Raw genomic sequence first — 18,037 nt, forward strand, 5'->3', positions numbered from 1 at the left:
AAGCCCTCGCAAAATTAGTGAAGCTAAAATTAGAAGCGGTAGTGCGAGAAAGCTTTGTTAGCTTCGGCCATACGGTGCACGTCTTCACGCTTCTTAACAGCAGCACCTTTACCTTCAGCAGCATCCAGCAGCTCGCCAGCCAAGCGCAGAGCCATAGACTTCTCGCCGCGCTTGCGGGCGAAGTCTACCAACCAGCGCATTGCCAGAGCGTTACGACGGGACGGACGAACCTCGACCGGAACCTGGTAAGTAGCACCACCAACGCGGCGCGACTTCACTTCGACCAGCGGAGCGATGGCGTCGAGTGCTTTTTCGAAGAGTTCCAGGGGATCGGTGCCGGTCTTGCGAGCCGCAACGGTTTCCAGGGCACCATAAACGATACGTTCGGCAACGGCTTTCTTGCCGCTTTCCATAACGTGGTTCATGAATTTGGCGAGGATTTGGCTTCCGTATTTCGGATCGTCCAGAATCTCACGCTTTGCTGCTACGCGACGTCTTGGCATTGATAAGCCCTCAAACGGTCTTCAGGTTAGCTCGGGACAGATCCAGTGGATGCGCGCCCGACCTTACTCTTATCGACTCAATAAAATGAAAATCTGCAAAACGGCCGATTACTTCGGACGCTTGGTACCGTACTTCGAACGACCTTGGTTACGACCTTTAACACCGGAAGTATCCAGGGAGCCGCGAACGGTGTGGTAACGAACACCTGGCAAGTCTTTTACACGACCGCCGCGGATCAGTACCACGCTGTGCTCTTGCAGGTTGTGGCCTTCACCACCGATGTACGAGGAAACCTCGAAACCGTTGGTCAGACGCACACGGCATACTTTACGCAGTGCCGAGTTAGGTTTTTTCGGCGTAGTGGTGTACACACGGGTGCACACGCCACGACGTTGCGGGCAGTTCTGCAGCGCAGGCACGTCGGATTTCTCGACGATACGCTTACGCGGCTGACGTACCAGCTGGTTGATAGTTGCCATCTACTAGCTCCACTGTTGTCTTGCGACGCTATTGTCTTGCAAGAAAAGCAAAATGGCAGGAACGAATTCCCGCCAAATTTAGGGGATCAAGAGTCTAAAGAGGATCTTGTCCCCAGTCAAGGCAAGGCCCCGACCTCCCCGCTCGTCGAACCTCGACAAATTGTCTCGATTCGATGAACGGCTTGATCAGGGCCTCAGCTCATTTTTCGCAGAACTCAGTTACCGCTCGAGTTCAGCGCTTCGGTCAGTGCAGCTTCCACTTCACTGGCGCTTACGCGCAACGGCTTGTCTGCATCACGACGACGCTTGCGCTCGCTGTGATAAGCCAGACCGGTACCGGCCGGGATCAGACGACCCACGACCACGTTTTCTTTCAGGCCGCGCAGGTAATCGCGCTTGCCGGTTACGGCCGCTTCGGTCAGTACGCGGGTGGTTTCCTGGAAGGAAGCCGCCGAGATGAACGATTCGGTCGACAACGACGCCTTGGTGATACCCAGCAGAACGCGGGTGAACTTGGAGACAAACTTGTCTTCCGCATTCAGACGCTCGTTCTCTACCAGAACGTGAGTCAGTTCCATCTGGTCGCCCTTGATGAAGCTGGAATCGCCGGACTCGGAGATCTCAACTTTACGCAGCATCTGACGCAGGATGGTCTCGATGTGCTTGTCGTTGATCTTCACGCCTTGCAGACGGTAAACGTCCTGGATCTCGTTGACGATGTACTTGGCCAGCGCGCTCACACCCAGCAGACGCAGGATGTCGTGCGGATCGCTCGGACCGTCGGAGATAACTTCGCCGCGGTTTACCTGTTCGCCTTCGAACACGTTCAGGTGACGCCACTTCGGAATCAGCTCTTCGTACGGATCGCTACCGTCGTTCGGGGTAATGACCAGACGGCGCTTGCCTTTGGTCTCTTTACCGAACGCGATGGTGCCGCTGACTTCAGCCAGAATCGACGCCTCTTTCGGACGACGGGCTTCGAACAGGTCGGCAACACGCGGCAGACCACCGGTGATGTCACGGGTTTTCGAAGTTTCTTGCGGGATACGAGCGATAACATCACCGATCGCAATCTTCGCACCGTCCGCAACACCGACCAGGGCGTTGGCTGGCAGGAAGTACTGAGCGATAACGTCAGTGCCTGGCAGCAACAGATCCTTGCCGTTGTCATCAACCATCTTCACCGCAGGACGAATGTCCTTGCCGGCAGCCGGACGGTCTTTGGCATCGAGTACTTCAATGTTGGTCATACCGGTCAATTCGTCAGTCTGACGCTTGATCGTGATGCCTTCTTCCATGCCCACGTAGGTCACGGTACCTTTCATTTCGGTAACGATCGGGTGAGTGTGCGGATCCCACTTGGCCACGATTGCGCCAGCGTCGACCTTGTCACCTTCTTTAACCGAAATCACGGCACCGTACGGCAGCTTGTAACGCTCGCGCTCACGACCGAAGTCGTCAGCGATTGCCAGCTCACCGGAACGGGACACAGCAACCAGGTTGCCATCCACACGCTCAACGTGTTTCAGGTTGTGCAGACGGACGGTACCGCCATTCTTCACCTGAACGCTGTCGGCTGCGGAAGTACGGCTTGCCGCACCACCGATGTGGAACGTACGCATCGTCAGCTGGGTACCCGGCTCACCGATGGACTGGGCAGCGATAACGCCGACCGCTTCACCGATGTTCACCTGGTGACCACGAGCCAGGTCACGGCCGTAGCACTTGGCGCAAATGCCATAGCGGGTTTCGCAGCTGATCGGCGAACGCACGATCACTTCGTCGATGCTGTTCAGCTCGATGAACTCGACCCACTTCTCGTCTACCAGAGTGCCAGCAGGAACGATGACGTCCTCGGTACCCGGCTTGAATACGTCACGGGCAATGACACGACCCAATACGCGTTCACCCAACGGCTCTACAACGTCACCGCCTTCAATGTGCGGAGTCATCAGCAGACCGTGTTCGGTGCCGCAATCGATCTCGGTCACGACCAGATCCTGCGCCACGTCTACCAGACGACGAGTCAGGTAACCGGAGTTCGCAGTTTTCAACGCGGTATCCGCCAGACCTTTACGAGCACCGTGAGTCGAGATGAAGTACTGAAGTACGCTCAAACCTTCACGGAAGTTCGCAGTAATCGGCGTTTCAATGATGGAACCGTCCGGCTTGGCCATCAGACCACGCATACCGGCCAGCTGACGAATCTGTGCTGCGGAACCCCGCGCACCCGAGTCGGCCATCATGTACATCGAGTTGAACGATTCTTGCTCGACTTCGTCGCCGTGACGGTCGATGACTTTCTCTTTCGAGAGGTTGGCCATCATCGCCTTGGAGACTTCGTCGTTCGCTTTCGACCAAAGGTCGATCACTTTGTTGTACTTCTCGCCCTGGGTTACCAGGCCGGAGGCGTACTGGCTCTCGATCTCTTTCACTTCGTCGGTGGCAGCACCGATGATGCGGGCTTTTTCATCCGGGATAACGAAGTCGTTAACACCGATGGAAACGCCGGAGATGGTCGAGTAGGCAAAACCGGTGTACATCAACTGGTCAGCGAAGATCACGGTCTCTTTCAGACCAACCACGCGGTAGCACTGGTTGATCAGCTTGGAGATCGCCTTTTTCTTCATCGGCAGGTTGACGACGTCGAACGACAGACCTTTTGGCACAACCTGGAACAGCAGCGCACGGCCGACAGTGGTGTCGACGATACGGGTGTTGTTCACGCTGTTGCCGTCACGATCGTTCACGGTTTCGTTGATACGAACCTTGATCTTGGCGTGCAGTGCGGCTTCGCCGGCACGGAACACACGGTCAACTTCCTGCAGATCCGCGAACACACGACCTTCGCCCTTGGCGTTGATCGCTTCACGGGTCATGTAGTACAGACCCAGTACAACGTCCTGCGACGGAACGATGATTGGCTCACCGTTGGCTGGCGACAGAATGTTGTTGGTCGACATCATCAACGCACGCGCTTCGAGCTGGGCTTCCAGCGTCAGCGGTACGTGCACGGCCATTTGGTCGCCGTCGAAGTCGGCGTTGTACGCGGCGCAGACCAGAGGGTGCAGCTGGATAGCCTTACCTTCGATCAGTACCGGTTCAAACGCCTGGATGCCCAGACGGTGAAGGGTCGGTGCACGGTTGAGAAGAACCGGGTGTTCGCGAATCACTTCAGCGAGAACGTCCCAAACTTCCGGCAGCTCGCGCTCGACCATTTTCTTGGCCGCTTTGATGGTGGTAGCGAGACCACGCATTTCCAGCTTGCCGAAAATGAACGGCTTGAACAGCTCGAGAGCCATCTTCTTCGGCAGACCGCACTGGTGCAGACGCAGGGTCGGACCTACGGTAATTACCGAACGACCGGAGTAGTCAACACGCTTACCGAGCAAGTTCTGACGGAAACGACCTTGCTTACCCTTGATCATGTCAGCCAGGGATTTCAGAGGACGCTTGTTGGAACCTGTGATAGCGCGGCCACGACGACCGTTGTCGAGCAGTGCATCGACAGCTTCCTGCAACATACGCTTTTCGTTGCGCACGATGATGTCCGGAGCGGACAGATCCAGCAGGCGCTTCAAACGGTTGTTACGGTTGATCACTCGACGATACAGATCGTTGAGGTCGGAAGTCGCGAAACGACCGCCATCCAGCGGGACCAGTGGACGCAGATCTGGCGGCAGAACCGGCAGAACGGTCAGCACCATCCACTCTGGCAGGTTGCCGGAACCCTGGAAGGCTTCCATCAACTTCAGACGCTTGGACAGCTTCTTGATCTTGGTTTCGGAGTTGGTTTGCGGAATCTCTTCACGCAGACGGCCAATCTCGTGTTCCAGGTCGATAGCGTGCAGCAGTTCGCGGACAGCTTCGGCACCCATGCGGGCGTCGAAATCGTCACCGAATTCTTCCAGCGCTTCGAAGTACTGCTCATCGTTCAGCAGCTGACCTTTTTCAAGAGTGGTCATGCCCGGGTCGATAACGACGTAGCTCTCGAAGTAGAGAACGCGTTCGATATCACGCAGGGTCATGTCCATCAGCAGGCCGATACGGGACGGCAGCGATTTCAGGAACCAGATGTGGGCAACCGGCGAAGCCAGTTCGATGTGCGCCATGCGCTCACGACGAACCTTGGCCAGTGCAACTTCAACGCCGCACTTCTCGCAGATCACACCACGGTGCTTCAAGCGCTTGTACTTACCGCACAGGCACTCGTAATCCTTTACCGGGCCAAAGATCTTGGCGCAGAACAGACCGTCACGCTCAGGTTTGAACGTACGGTAGTTGATGGTTTCCGGCTTTTTAACTTCACCGAACGACCACGAGCGGATCATCTCAGGCGAGGCCAATCCGATACGGATGGCGTCGAACTCTTCGACTTGACCCTGGTTTTTCAGCAAATTCAGTAGGTCTTTCAAGGCCTTTCCTCCTGGCGGAGCAGAGAGCGGGCAATCCTGCCCCGCTCTCGATCGCGTCACGTGTTATTCGGTTTCCAGATCGATATCGATGCCGAGGGAACGAATTTCCTTGATCAACACGTTGAAGGACTCGGGCATGCCCGGCTCCATACGGTGATCGCCGTCCACGATGTTTTTGTACATCTTGGTCCGGCCGTTCACATCGTCCGACTTCACTGTGAGCATTTCTTGCAGAGTGTAAGCAGCACCGTATGCTTCCAGTGCCCAGACCTCCATCTCCCCGAAACGCTGACCACCGAACTGCGCCTTACCACCCAGCGGCTGCTGGGTAACCAGGCTGTACGAACCGGTAGAACGCGCGTGCATCTTGTCGTCTACCAAGTGGTTCAGCTTCAGCATGTACATGTAGCCAACGGTAACTGGACGCTCGAACTTGTTGCCGGTACGGCCGTCGGTCAGCTGCATCTGGCCGCTTTCTGGCAGGTCTGCCAGTTTCAGCATGGCCTTGATTTCGCTTTCCTTGGCACCGTCGAACACTGGAGTGGCCATTGGAACACCGCCACGCAGGTTCTTCGCCAGATCCAGGATTTCCTGATCGGAGAAGCTGTCCAGATCTTCGTTACGACCGCCGATCTGGTTGTAGATCTCGTCCAGGAAGGTACGCAGCTCAACGACTTTGCGCTGCTCTTCGACCATCCGGTTGATCTTCTCGCCCAGACCTTTGGCCGCGAGGCCCAGGTGGGTTTCAAGGATCTGACCAACGTTCATACGCGAAGGTACGCCCAGCGGGTTGAGGACCACGTCGACCGGGGTGCCATTGGCATCGTGCGGCATGTCTTCAACCGGCATGATCACGGAGACCACACCTTTGTTACCGTGACGACCGGCCATCTTGTCGCCCGGCTGGATGCGACGACGGATTGCCAGGTAAACCTTGACGATCTTCAGCACGCCTGGAGCCAGGTCATCGCCCTGCTGCAGTTTGCGCTTCTTGTCTTCGAACTTGTCGTCCAGCAGACGGCGGCGATCAACGATGTAGGCCTGAGCCTTCTCGAGCTGCTCGTTCAGAGCATCTTCAGCCATGCGCAGTTTGAACCACTGACCATGCTCAAGACCGTCGAGTACTTCGTCGGTGATGTCCTGACCTTTCTTCAGGCCCGCGCCGCCTTCAGCCTTGTGGCCTACCAGAGCGGAACGCAGACGTTCGAAGGTCGCGCCTTCAACGATGCGGAACTCTTCGTTCAGATCCTTGCGGATCTCGTCCAGCTGGGACTTCTCGATCGACAGTGCACGAGCATCACGCTCAACGCCGTCACGAGTGAAGACCTGTACGTCGATGACAGTACCTTTGGTGCCGGTTGGCACGCGCAGGGAGGTGTCTTTAACGTCGCTGGCTTTTTCACCGAAGATCGCACGCAGCAGTTTTTCTTCCGGAGTCAGCTGGGTCTCGCCTTTCGGAGTGACCTTGCCTACCAGGATGTCGCCTGCGCCGACTTCAGCACCTACGTAAACGATACCGGCTTCGTCCAGCTTGTTCAGAGCGGCTTCACCCACGTTCGGGATGTCCGCAGTGATTTCCTCTGGGCCAAGCTTGGTGTCACGGGCCACACAGGTCAGTTCCTGAATGTGGATAGTGGTGAAACGGTCTTCCTGAACCACACGCTCGGACAGGCAGATGGAGTCTTCGAAGTTGAAGCCGTTCCATGCCATGAACGCGATGCGCATGTTCTGACCCAGAGCCAGTTCACCCATGTCGGTGGACGGGCCGTCGGCCATGATGTCGCTACGCTGAACGCGATCACCTTTGCTCACCAGCGGACGCTGGTTGATGCAGGTGTTCTGGTTCGAGCGGGTGTATTTGGTCAGGTTGTAGATGTCGACACCAGCTTCGCCGGTTTCAACTTCGTCATCAGCAACACGAACCACGATACGGCTGGCATCAACGGAGTCGATCACGCCGCCCCGACGAGCCACGACGCAAACGCCGGAGTCGCGAGCCACGTTGCGCTCCATGCCGGTACCGACCAGCGGCTTGTCAGCACGCAGGGTTGGTACAGCCTGACGCTGCATGTTCGAACCCATCAACGCACGGTTGGCGTCGTCGTGCTCGAGGAACGGAATCAGCGACGCTGCAACCGAAACTACCTGCTTCGGCGAAACGTCCATCAAGGTGACGTCTTCCGGCGCCTTGACGGTGAATTCGTTCAGGTGACGCACGGCCACCAGTTCGTCGATCAGGACTTTTTGCTCGTTCATGGTCGCCGAAGCCTGCGCGATCACGTGATCGGCTTCTTCAATGGCGGACAGGAACACGATGTCGTCGGTGACCACACCCTCTTTCACCACACGGTACGGGCTCTCGAGGAAGCCGTACTGGTTGGTGCGAGCGTAAGCAGCCAGCGAGTTGATCAGACCGATGTTCGGACCTTCCGGCGTTTCAATCGGGCAGACACGACCGTAGTGAGTCGGGTGTACGTCACGGACTTCGAAGCCCGCGCGCTCACGAGTCAGACCGCCAGGGCCGAGTGCAGAGACACGACGCTTGTGGGTGATCTCGGACAGCGGGTTGTTCTGGTCCATGAACTGCGACAGCTGGCTGGAACCGAAGAACTCTTTCACCGCCGCAGCCACTGGCTTGGCGTTGATCAGGTCTTGCGGCATCAGGCCTTCGCTTTCAGCCATCGACAGACGCTCTTTGACCGCACGCTCAACACGTACCAGGCCAACGCGGAACTGGTTCTCGGCCATTTCGCCTACGCAGCGAACACGACGGTTACCCAGGTGGTCGATGTCGTCGACGATGCCTTTACCGTTACGGATGTCGACCAGAGTCTTCAGTACCGCGACAATGTCTTCCTTGCACAGCACGCCCGAACCTTCGATCTCGGTACGACCGATACGACGGTTGAACTTCATCCGGCCGACCGCAGACAGGTCATAGCGCTCAGGGCTGAAGAACAGGTTGTTGAACAGGGTCTCGGCAGCGTCTTTGGTTGGCGGCTCGCCTGGACGCATCATGCGATAGATCTCGACCAGCGCTTCCAATTGGTTGCTGGTGGAGTCGATCTTCAGAGTGTCGGAGACGAACGGACCGCAGTCGATGTCGTTGGTGTACAGAGTTTCGATGCGTACGACGCCGGCCTTGGCGATTTTCGCCAGGATCTCGGTCGACAGCTCGGTGTTGCACTCTGCCAGGATCTCACCGGTAGCCGGGTGCACGATCGCCTTGGCGGTGGTACGACCCAGAACGTAATCCAGAGGCACGTCCAGCTCTTTGATCCCGGCTTTTTCCAGCTGGTTGATGTGGCGGGCAGTAATACGACGGCCCTGCTCAACGATCACCTTGCCTTTGTCGTCCTGGATGTCGAGAACAGCAACTTCACCACGCAGGCGCTGAGGCACCAGCTCCAGGCTCAGGCCTTCGCCTTTCACGTGGAATACGTTGGTGGTGTAGAACGCGTCCAGCACTTCCTCGGTGGTATAACCGAGCGCGCGCAGCAGTACCGAGGCCGGCAGCTTACGACGACGGTCGATACGCACGAATACGCAGTCTTTCGGGTCGAACTCGAAGTCCAGCCACGAACCGCGGTAAGGAATGATGCGCGCGGAGTACAGCAGTTTGCCGGAGCTGTGCGTCTTGCCACGGTCGTGGTCGAAGAACACGCCCGGGGAACGGTGCAGCTGGGAAACGATAACACGCTCGGTACCGTTGATTACGAAGGTACCGTTCTCAGTCATCAATGGGATTTCACCCATGTAGACTTCTTGCTCTTTGATGTCCTTGATCGCTTTGTTCGACGATTCTTTGTCGAAAATGATCAGGCGCACTTTTACCCGCAAAGGTACGGCGAAAGTTACACCGCGCAATACGCATTCTTTGACATCAAATGCCGGTTCGCCCAGGCGATAACCGACGTACTCCAGCGCAGCATTGCCGGAGTAGCTGATGATCGGGAAAACGGATTTGAAGGCCGCATGCAGGCCCACGTCGCGGAACTGATCTTTAGTCGCTCCCGCTTGCAAGAATTCACGATACGAATCCAGCTGGATGGCCAGGAGGTAAGGCACATCCATGACGTCCGGCAACTTGCTAAAGTCCTTGCGGATACGTTTTTTCTCAGTATATGAGTAAGCCATCAGCGTTCCCCAGCTTGGTCACCTGCTTGTTTGGCCCCTCCCGACGGGAGCAGCCAGAAAATCGTGCAAACCCCATGGTTTGCGCCACCGCATCGGGTGGTTACAGCTCGTTATCGACACCGACCCAGTCGGCTGCCAATAACGGAAAAAGGCCGGTGGCAAGAGCCACCAGCCATCAGCCTGTCGCTTGACGCTCGGGCTGGAGGAGCAAAGTCGATGCTTACTTCAGCTCGACTTTAGCGCCTGCTTCTTCCAGCTTCTTCTTAGCGTCTTCAGCAGCTTCTTTCGAAACGCCTTCAGCTACAACCTGAGGAGCGCCGTCTACTTTCTCTTTGGCTTCTTTCAGGCCCAGACCGGTCAGTTCACGAACTGCCTTGATCACGTTAACCTTCTTCTCGCCAGCTTCCAGCAGAACAACGTTGAACTCGGTTTGCTCTTCAACAACAGCGGCAGCAGCAGCTGGACCAGCAGCAGCAACAGCAGCGGTCACGCCGAAGGTTTCTTCCATTGCTTTGATCAGCTCAACAACTTCCAGAACGGTTTTCTGGCCGATTGCTTCGATGATTTGTTCGTTAGTCAGAGACATGACTCAATTCCTGATTTGGTGGACAGCCTGTACGGCCGTCGAAATAAACAAAAATACGCGAGAGTGGAAACGCTCAGCCTCAGGCTGCAGCTGCTTCTTTCTGATCGCGAATTGCCGCCAGAGTACGAGCCAGCTTGCTGGTAGCGCCTTGAATCACGCTCATCAGTTTCGCAATAGCTTCGTCGCGAGTTGGCAGGCTTGCCAGCACGTCGATCTCATTCGCTGCGAGGAACTTGCCCTCGAACGAAGCTGCCTTGATCTCGAACTTATCCTGACCCTTGGCAAATTCCTTGAACAGACGAGCAGCAGCGCCCGGGTGTTCGTTGGAGAATGCAATCAGGGTCGGGCCGGTGAACACGTCGTTGAGGACACTGTAAGGAGTGTCAGCAACAGCGCGCTTGAGCAGGGTGTTACGTACAACACGTACGTAAACGCCAGCTTCACGAGCCTCTTTACGGAGTCCGGTCATTGCGCCTACTGTTACGCCACGGGCATCAACCACGACAGCGGACAGAGCGACTTTGGCAGCCTCGTTGACTTCAGCGACGATGGCCTTCTTGTCTTCGAGATTAATTGCCACGGGTTTAACTCCTGCTTGTTACCGTTTCATTCGATCGAAACCGAATGTCGTTTTGGTGTCTGATTCGGTAAGGAACCGGGAGCACCATCTGCGTAGGCTTGAGGTTTAAGACTTGCGTCGCCTACGGTCTTGGATAGCCCCCGCCAGGCAGGGACCCCAATCTTTCAATTGGCGCAGTCAACTGCGCCAATTCTTGTCTTACGCGTCCAGCGAGCTCTGGTCGATGACCAGACCTGGGCCCATAGTGGTGCTCAGGGTAACGCGCTTGACGTAGATACCTTTCGAAGAAGCTGGCTTGATACGCTTCAGATCAGCGATCAGGGCTTCAACGTTTTCCTTCAGCTTGACGGCATCGAAGCCGATCTTGCCAACGGAAGTGTGGATGATGCCGTTTTTGTCGGTGCGATAACGAACCTGACCAGCCTTGGCATTTTTAACCGCGGTAGCGACGTCTGGGGTAACAGTGCCGACTTTCGGGTTAGGCATCAGACCACGTGGACCGAGGATCTGACCCAGTTGACCTACAACGCGCATGGCATCCGGGGATGCGATCACTACGTCATAGTTCAAGTCGCCGCCTTTCATTTCGGCAGCCAGGTCGTCCATACCTACACGGTCAGCGCCAGCAGCCAGAGCGGCCTCAGCAGCTGGACCCTGGGTGAACACAGCAACGCGAACGGTCTTGCCAGTGCCGTGTGGCAGCACAGTAGCGCTACGAACGACCTGGTCGGATTTACGCGGGTCTACGCCCAGGTTTACAGCTACGTCGAACGACTCGCTGAACTTGACAGTCGACAGCTCGGCCAGCAGTGCAGCGGCGTCTACAATGTTGTAGGCCTTGCCTGCTTCGATTTTGCCGGCGATAGCCTTTTGACGCTTGGTCAGCTTAGCCATTACACACCCTCCACGTTAAGGCCCATGCTACGAGCAGAACCGGCGATAGTACGCACGGCTGCATCCATATCAGCTGCAGTCAGATCCGCGTTTTTGGTTTTCGCGATTTCTTCCAGCTGAGCACGGGTAACAGTGCCAACCTTAACGGTGTTCGGACGAGCGGAACCGCTGGTCAGACCGGCCGCCTTCTTCAGCAGAACCGAAGCAGGGGTGGATTTGGTTTCGAAAGTGAAGCTACGGTCGCTGTAGACAGTGATGATCACTGGAGTCGGCAGACCAGCTTCCAGACCCTGGGTACGGGCGTTGAAAGCTTTGCAGAATTCCATGATGTTCACGCCGTGCTGACCCAGAGCAGGACCAACAGGTGGGCTTGGGTTAGCCTGAGCGGCCTTCACTTGCAGCTTGATGTAAGCGGTAATCTTCTTGGCCATGAGGCACTCCAATTACGGGTTCGAACGCCTCGAAAGGCTCCCCGGTTACTTGCGCGTTTATCCCAGTGACGACAAAACCCCACAGCCTAGGGCTGCGGGGTTGGGATGCTTGCTCAGCTAGACCTTTTCGACCTGACTGAACTCCAACTCTACCGGAGTAGAGCGTCCGAAAATGAGCACCGCCACTTGGATCCGGCTCTTTTCGTAGTTAACTTCTTCAACAACACCGTTAAAGTCAGCGAACGGTCCGTCATTGACTCGAACGGTTTCGCCTGGCTCAAACAACGTCTTCGGCTTCGGCTTGTCGCTACCGTCAGCAACGCGACGCAGGATCGCCTCAGCCTCTTTATCTGTGATTGGTGCCGGCTTATCAGCAGTACCGCCGATAAAACCCATCACCCGAGGAGTATCCTTGACCAAGTGCCAAGTACCCTCGTTCATGTCCATCTGAACCAGCACATAACCTGGGAAGAATTTGCGCTCGCTTTTGCGTTTCTGGCCATTACGCATTTCAACCACTTCTTCAGTGGGAACCAGAATTTCGCCGAAGCCATCTTCCATGCCAGCCAGCTTTACGCGCTCGATCAACGAACGCATGACATGCTTCTCGTAACCCGAGTAAGCATGCACAACGTACCAACGCTTAGCCACGGGACACCCTTAGCCGACAATCAAGGAAACAAGCCAGCCGAGCAGGGAATCAAGCCCCCACAACAGCAACGCCATAACCAGCACAACAGCCACAACAATCAGCGTGGTCTGCGTGGTTTCTTGGCGAGTTGGCCATACGACTTTACGAATCTCGGTGCGAGCTTCCTTAACCAGTACAAAGAAAGACTTGCCCTTGGCAGTCTGCAGGCCTACAAAGGCAGCTACAGCCGCAATAACAAGCAAAGCGAGCACACGGTACAGGATCGGCGAAGCAGCGTAATACTGATTGCCGACAACGCCAACAATTACCAAAGCGACTACGACGAGCCACTTTAGCAAATCGAAGCGAGAGCCTTGAGCTTCAGCTTTAGGAGTCATCTATGAAGATCCTGTGAAAAGAAAGCCAGACACACCGAGTGAATCTGGCAGGTCAGGAGGGAATCGAACCCCCAACCTACGGTTTTGGAGACCGTCGCTCTGCCAATTGAGCTACTGACCTAAAACAAAATCAGGCCGACCATTATGCCGGCCTGAAAAAGACATTACAACTATTTACTCGATGATCTTGGCTACGACGCCAGCACCAACGGTACGGCCGCCTTCACGGATTGCAAAACGCAGACCGTCTTCCATCGCGATGGTTTTGATCAGGGTAACAGTCATCTGAATGTTGTCACCTGGCATTACCATTTCAACGCCTTCTGGCAGCTCGCAGTTACCAGTCACGTCAGTAGTACGGAAGTAGAACTGTGGACGGTAGCCTTTGAAGAACGGAGTGTGACGGCCGCCTTCTTCCTTGCTCAGAACGTAAACTTCTGCAGTGAACTTGGTGTGCGGCTTAACCGAACCCGGCTTAACCAGAACCTGACCACGCTCAACGTCGTCACGCTTGGTGCCACGCAGCAGAACGCCGCAGTTCTCACCAGCACGACCTTCGTCCAGCAGCTTGCGGAACATCTCAACACCGGTGCAGGTGGTGGTGGTGGTGTCACGCAGACCAACGATTTCCAGGGCGTCTTGAACGCGAACGATACCGCGCTCGATACGACCGGTCACAACAGTACCGCGACCCGAGATCGAGAACACGTCTTCGATTGGCATCAGGAAAGGCTTGTCGATAGCACGCTCTGGCTCTGGGATGTAGCTGTCCAGAGTTTCCACCAGCTTCTTGACAGCGGTGGTGCCCATTTCGTTGTCGTCTTTGCCTTCCAGCGCCATACGAGCCGAACCGATGATGATCGGAGTGTCGTCGCCTGGGAAGTCGTAGGTGGACAGCAGGTCGCGAACTTCCATTTCAACCAGTTCCAGCAGCTCAGCGTCGTCTACCAGGTCAGCCTTGTTCAGGAAAACCACGATGTACGGAACGCCTACCTGACGGGACAGCAGGATGTGCTCACGGGTTTGTGGCATCGGACCATCAGCGGCCGAGCAAACCAGGATCGCGCCGTCCATCTGCGCAGCACCAGTGATCATGTTCTTCACGTAGTCAGCGTGACCTGGGCAGTCAACGTGAGCGTAGTGACGAATGTTCGAGTTGTACTCAACGTGCGCGGTGTTGATGGTGATACCGCGAGCTTTTTCTTCTGGAGCGCTGTCGATCTTGTCGAATTCAACTACGGCCGAACCGAAAACTTCGGAGCAGACGCGAGTCAGAGCAGCGGTCAGCGTGGTTTTACCATGGTCTACGTGACCGATGGTGCCCACGTTGACGTGCGGCAGGGAACGATCAAATTTTTCCTTAGCCATCGATATCACCCCTAACAGAAGAAATTGAGCAAACAACACAAGCCATTAAAACAAAGGCAGATATTTTCATATCTGCCTTGTTATATGGAGCTCTTGAGCGGATTTGAACCGCTGACCTCACCCTTACCAAGGGTGTGCTCTACCAACTGAGCTACAAGAGCGTAACACTTTGCACAACCTGCAAACTTGGAGCGGGTAGCGGGAATCGAACCCGCATCATCAGCTTGGAAGGCTGAGGTTCTACCACTAAACTATACCCGCGGAGCCTGCAGCTCACGCTAAAATCTGGTGGAGGGAGAAGGATTCGAACCTTCGAAGTCGTAGACGTCAGATTTACAGTCTGATCCCTTTGGCCGCTCGGGAACCCCTCCTAATCAGGCCGGCATTCTATACTATGCCAAACCCCTGTCAAGCATTTTCTCATTTAAAAACCTGAGGTTAGCTGCATTGACACCACCCCGCTGCTGCAACCTTTTCAGGTCTTCGCTGTGGAGCGGGCGCCATTCTATGCAAACTATTCAGTAGGTGCAACCCCCTCGCACAGCATTATTTTATGTTTTAACTCATTGAATTCCTTGGAAAGGTTTTGTAGCTGAGCATCACCCAGCAAACGCTGGGTTTCGGGCGTAATCTGGAACCAATATGAGCCGCCGGAAGACTCTTTTGACGAAGGAAGAGCTTTTGCTCCAAGCTCCGTCAAACGCTGCTCCAACGCCTGAGCGGACTCGGGGCGCGCCACCCCCCCCACATAAAGGCACTCCCCATCAGGCTTTCCTCCAGTCCTTTTTTCACGGGAAGCATCATCACCAGCCTCACTCAGCAAGCGAATATCCTGTTGCGAACCACGATAAAGACTGAGGGGCGTGACATCCTTTGCGCGTAGCGGGGCCTCCTGCTGATGCCAGACGTAATAAAACACATTGAGTACCAGAAGCAGAAGGAACAACCAACGCATACAAACCTCAGGACAAAGGACACGCTATAGCCAAACCCACGAACACCAAATCGGAAACAATCCGAGCCTCAGGGGCGACATCTGAGACCAGCTCGGCGTCACCACCCGTAATGAAAACCCTGTAATCATCACCCCAGTAGGAACGCGCCATCTCCAGTTGCGTCAATACGAATCCTCTTAGCATCAACGAACAGCCACGCTCGACAGCCTCAACCGTGTTGCGCCCAGGAGCCTGACTCGTCAATGCCCGCTCCGCCGCCAGGTCCCCGTAGCGAATTTTTCGAGTATGCGTACGCAACTGATTACGCATCAGCGGCATGCCAGGACAAATGAAGCCTCCCAGATGCTCACCGTCCGCGGAGATAAAGTCCGCAGTCACCGCCGTCCCGAAATCAAGAACCAGACAAGCACCTTTAGCCAGGTGAAAACCACCAAGCATTGCCAGCCAGCGATCGAGACCAAGGCGCTCATAGTCGTCGTAACCGTTCGTTACGCCAGACATCTCGCGAGCGGGCGACGCACAGACAACGGAAATGCCGAACTCGCGCCTGAGCAAGCCAATCAGCAAATTGGTCTCATCTTCAGTTCTTACGCTGACAAGGCGACATTTACCGAGAGATATCTTCTCAAGCGACCGAAGACTGTCGACCAAGGCGCCATCAGAGTCGACCACACCTTCTGCGACCAAGGCGCCCAACTCTGCACTCAGCACCCGCCATTTGATAAAACTGTTTCCACAATCGAGCTCAAGAATCATCACGCAACCTCAAGCTGAGCTCACCACCACTAAAGACCTTTTCCACACCATCTACCTTTAGCCGCAGCGCGCCTTGATTATCGATTCCCAGCACCACACCCTCTACCTGATTGACACCGGCAGTGAGAGAAACCGGCTGTCCCTGCCACAAATGGCTAGCCTCCCACTCTGCCTGAAGCGCAGAGAAGCCGCCTGACTGGTGACGTCGCAGATAGAGTTGCAGCTGCTTACTCAGCTCAACCGCCAGAATATTGCGATCACAAGATTTACCCGACTCTAGACGCATTGAAGTCCATTGCTGATCGACTTCGTCTGTAGCTTGCATGTTCACATTAATGCCCACGCCCAATACTACGTGACAAACGTCCGCTGGATCTCCGACGAGCTCCAGCAGGATGCCTGCAATTTTTTTTCGCCCGACCAAAACATCATTGGGCCATTTCAGCCCCGCACCTGGCACCCCAAGCGCGCGCAGGGTCTGCATGACCGCGAGACCGACAACGAGACTTAGCCCCTCGAGCTGACGCATCCCACCATCGATACGCAACACGAGGCTGTAATAAAGGTTTTCAGCAAACGGACTTACCCATTTACGCCCCCTGCGCCCGCGACCGGAACTCTGCCGCTCAGCCAGTATTAGAAAAGGCGCAACCCGCCCTCGATCTACCGCTCGCAACGATTCAGCATTAGTTGAGTCGATGGAATCGAAGACACTGACAGACCAGCCAACAAGACCTTCCTCTATTGCGAGCGAGTCAAGTAACGCCAGCGGCGAGGCCAATTGATAGCCCCGCCCTCGAACTTTATGTATGGATAACCCAAGCTCCGCCTCCAGATGCTGAAGCTGCTTCCACACCGCACTTCGACTAATTCCCAGAGCAACGCCCAGGGCCTGACCGGAATGGAATCGACCATCCTTCAGAAGGTTCAACAACGTCAGCATGCAGGTCTCGCCTCAGAATGAGGCCCGAATAATAGCCATGCACCGGGCCGCTGCATAGAATTCAAACAATCCATTTTCCTGCGGGCAAAACAAAACCCCAACTGCTTTCGCAATTGGGGTTTCGGAATTTAATCTTGACGATGACCTACTCTCACATGGGGAAACCCCACACTACCATCGGCGATGCATCGTTTCACTTCTGAGTTCGGGATGGGATCAGGTGGTTCCAACGCTCTATGGTCGTCAAGAAATTCGGGTACTGAGTCGTGGCCAAATGGCCTCGCTTCAGCAAATTGGGTATGGGATAGTTTTCGGTGTTTTGTGAGCATCGAACTTTCGGTTCATTTTCGTCTTCACACACCGCAATCTGGTCTCTCTCGCTTTTCAGCTCGGAGCATGCAAATTGCTTGGGTGTTATATGGTCAAGCCTCACGGGCAATTAGTATTGGTTAGCTCAACGCCTCACAGCGCTTACACACCCAACCTATCAACGTCGTAGTCTTCGACGGCCCTTCAGGGAACTCAAGGTTCCAGTGAGATCTCATCTTGAGGCAAGTTTCCCGCTTAGATGCTTTCAGCGGTTATCTTTCCCGAACATAGCTACCCGGCAATGCCACTGGCGTGACAACCGGAACACCAGAGGTTCGTCCACTCCGGTCCTCTCGTACTAGGAGCAGCCCCTCTCAAATCTCAAACGTCCACGGCAGATAGGGACCGAACTGTCTCACGACGTTCTAAACCCAGCTCGCGTACCACTTTAAATGGCGAACAGCCATACCCTTGGGACCGGCTTCAGCCCCAGGATGTGATGAGCCGACATCGAGGTGCCAAACACCGCCGTCGATATGAACTCTTGGGCGGTATCAGCCTGTTATCCCCGGAGTACCTTTTATCCGTTGAGCGATGGCCCTTCCATACAGAACCACCGGATCACTAAGACCTACTTTCGTACCTGCTCG

Annotated in this window: 14 protein-coding genes, 4 tRNA genes and 2 rRNA genes (1 of these 20 cut by a window edge); all 20 read right to left on the reverse strand. The window is 55.5% G+C overall.

Annotation, left to right across the window (positions count from 1 at the left end):
• Positions 1-29: 29 nt before the first annotated feature.
• The gene (rpsG, locus tag LOY31_RS26160) at positions 30-503 is read right to left on the reverse strand and encodes a 30S ribosomal protein S7 (protein ID WP_007957592.1); all 474 of its coding nucleotides are present in this window, start codon (positions 501-503) and stop codon (positions 30-32) included.
• Between the two features lie 108 nt (positions 504-611).
• A complete protein-coding gene (gene rpsL, locus LOY31_RS26165; RefSeq protein ID WP_003186084.1) occupies positions 612-983 on the reverse strand; it encodes a 30S ribosomal protein S12 in 372 nt (123 codons plus the stop codon).
• A 215-nt stretch (positions 984-1,198) separates the two neighbouring features.
• Positions 1,199-5,398, reverse strand: coding sequence for a DNA-directed RNA polymerase subunit beta' (gene rpoC, locus LOY31_RS26170; RefSeq protein WP_007957594.1), 4,200 nt, complete (start codon positions 5,396-5,398; stop codon positions 1,199-1,201).
• A 63-nt stretch (positions 5,399-5,461) separates the two neighbouring features.
• On the reverse strand, positions 5,462-9,535 hold the full coding sequence (rpoB, locus tag LOY31_RS26175) for a DNA-directed RNA polymerase subunit beta (protein WP_258712424.1): 4,074 nt from the start codon (positions 9,533-9,535) through the stop codon (positions 5,462-5,464).
• A 220-nt stretch (positions 9,536-9,755) separates the two neighbouring features.
• Entirely contained in the window at positions 9,756-10,121 is a 366-nt protein-coding gene (gene rplL, locus LOY31_RS26180) for a 50S ribosomal protein L7/L12 (RefSeq protein ID WP_033703494.1), read from the reverse strand.
• Positions 10,122-10,200: 79 nt separating this feature from the next.
• Positions 10,201-10,701, reverse strand: coding sequence for a 50S ribosomal protein L10 (gene rplJ / locus LOY31_RS26185; RefSeq protein ID WP_007957597.1), 501 nt, complete (start codon positions 10,699-10,701; stop codon positions 10,201-10,203).
• Positions 10,702-10,899: 198 nt separating this feature from the next.
• Positions 10,900-11,595: a 50S ribosomal protein L1 gene (gene rplA / locus LOY31_RS26190; protein WP_003228754.1), complete on the reverse strand. Its 696-nt coding sequence runs from the start codon at positions 11,593-11,595 to the stop codon at positions 10,900-10,902.
• A complete protein-coding gene (rplK, locus tag LOY31_RS26195; protein ID WP_003228756.1) occupies positions 11,595-12,026 on the reverse strand; it encodes a 50S ribosomal protein L11 in 432 nt (143 codons plus the stop codon). Before rplK ends, rplA begins: the two co-directional genes overlap by 1 nt.
• Before the next feature lie 117 nt (positions 12,027-12,143).
• Positions 12,144-12,677 carry a transcription termination/antitermination protein NusG gene (gene nusG / locus LOY31_RS26200; RefSeq protein WP_007957598.1) on the reverse strand — a complete coding sequence of 178 codons (534 nt, stop codon included), beginning with the start codon at positions 12,675-12,677 and terminating at the stop codon, positions 12,144-12,146.
• A gap of 9 nt (positions 12,678-12,686) precedes the next feature.
• Positions 12,687-13,055 carry a preprotein translocase subunit SecE gene (gene secE, locus LOY31_RS26205; RefSeq protein ID WP_007957600.1) on the reverse strand — a complete coding sequence of 123 codons (369 nt, stop codon included), beginning with the start codon at positions 13,053-13,055 and terminating at the stop codon, positions 12,687-12,689.
• A gap of 45 nt (positions 13,056-13,100) precedes the next feature.
• A tRNA-Trp gene (locus LOY31_RS26210) sits at positions 13,101-13,176 on the reverse strand.
• Between the two features lie 53 nt (positions 13,177-13,229).
• The gene (gene tuf / locus LOY31_RS26215) at positions 13,230-14,423 is read right to left on the reverse strand and encodes an elongation factor Tu (protein ID WP_010220303.1); all 1,194 of its coding nucleotides are present in this window, start codon (positions 14,421-14,423) and stop codon (positions 13,230-13,232) included.
• A gap of 85 nt (positions 14,424-14,508) precedes the next feature.
• A tRNA-Thr gene (locus LOY31_RS26220) sits at positions 14,509-14,584 on the reverse strand.
• Positions 14,585-14,610: 26 nt separating this feature from the next.
• A tRNA-Gly gene (locus LOY31_RS26225) sits at positions 14,611-14,684 on the reverse strand.
• Positions 14,685-14,709: 25 nt separating this feature from the next.
• Positions 14,710-14,794: transfer RNA gene (locus tag LOY31_RS26230), tRNA-Tyr, on the reverse strand.
• Positions 14,795-14,937: 143 nt separating this feature from the next.
• Positions 14,938-15,378: a hypothetical protein gene (locus tag LOY31_RS26235; RefSeq protein WP_221535643.1), complete on the reverse strand. Its 441-nt coding sequence runs from the start codon at positions 15,376-15,378 to the stop codon at positions 14,938-14,940.
• A gap of 7 nt (positions 15,379-15,385) precedes the next feature.
• A complete protein-coding gene (locus LOY31_RS26240) occupies positions 15,386-16,135 on the reverse strand; it encodes a pantothenate kinase (protein ID WP_221535644.1) in 750 nt (249 codons plus the stop codon).
• On the reverse strand, positions 16,125-17,078 hold the full coding sequence (gene birA / locus LOY31_RS26245; RefSeq protein ID WP_085609143.1) for a bifunctional biotin--[acetyl-CoA-carboxylase] ligase/biotin operon repressor BirA: 954 nt from the start codon (positions 17,076-17,078) through the stop codon (positions 16,125-16,127). The genes LOY31_RS26240 and birA overlap by 11 nt, the downstream gene beginning before the upstream one ends.
• A 132-nt stretch (positions 17,079-17,210) precedes the next feature.
• A 5S ribosomal RNA gene (gene rrf / locus LOY31_RS26250) occupies positions 17,211-17,326 on the reverse strand.
• 170 nt (positions 17,327-17,496) lie between these two features.
• A 23S ribosomal RNA gene (locus LOY31_RS26255) occupies positions 17,497-18,037 on the reverse strand; it runs 2,350 nt beyond the window's last position.

Source organism: Pseudomonas sp. B21-021, assembly GCF_024749205.1.
In the GTDB taxonomy this organism is placed as follows: Bacteria; Pseudomonadota; Gammaproteobacteria; order Pseudomonadales; family Pseudomonadaceae; genus Aquipseudomonas; species Aquipseudomonas paraglycinae.

Excerpts from the sequence above, each read along its gene's own strand:
- tuf (WP_010220303.1), bottom strand. The coding sequence starts at position 14,423 with ATGGCTAAGGAAAAATTTGATCGTTCCCTGCCGCACGTCAACGTGGGC.
- birA (WP_085609143.1), bottom strand. The coding sequence starts at position 17,078 with ATGCTGACGTTGTTGAACCTTCTGAAGGATGGTCGATTCCATTCCGGT.
- rplA (WP_003228754.1), bottom strand. The coding sequence starts at position 11,595 with ATGGCTAAGCTGACCAAGCGTCAAAAGGCTATCGCCGGCAAAATCGAA.
- LOY31_RS26235 (WP_221535643.1), bottom strand. The coding sequence starts at position 15,378 with ATGCGTTGGTTGTTCCTTCTGCTTCTGGTACTCAATGTGTTTTATTAC.
- rpsG (WP_007957592.1), bottom strand. The coding sequence starts at position 503 with ATGCCAAGACGTCGCGTAGCAGCAAAGCGTGAGATTCTGGACGATCCG.
- secE (WP_007957600.1), bottom strand. The coding sequence starts at position 13,055 with ATGACTCCTAAAGCTGAAGCTCAAGGCTCTCGCTTCGATTTGCTAAAG.
- rpoB (WP_258712424.1), bottom strand. The coding sequence starts at position 9,535 with ATGGCTTACTCATATACTGAGAAAAAACGTATCCGCAAGGACTTTAGC.
- LOY31_RS26240 (WP_221535644.1), bottom strand. The coding sequence starts at position 16,135 with ATGATTCTTGAGCTCGATTGTGGAAACAGTTTTATCAAATGGCGGGTG.
- rplK (WP_003228756.1), bottom strand. The coding sequence starts at position 12,026 with ATGGCCAAGAAGATTACCGCTTACATCAAGCTGCAAGTGAAGGCCGCT.
- rpsL (WP_003186084.1), bottom strand. The coding sequence starts at position 983 with ATGGCAACTATCAACCAGCTGGTACGTCAGCCGCGTAAGCGTATCGTC.
- rplL (WP_033703494.1), bottom strand. The coding sequence starts at position 10,121 with ATGTCTCTGACTAACGAACAAATCATCGAAGCAATCGGCCAGAAAACC.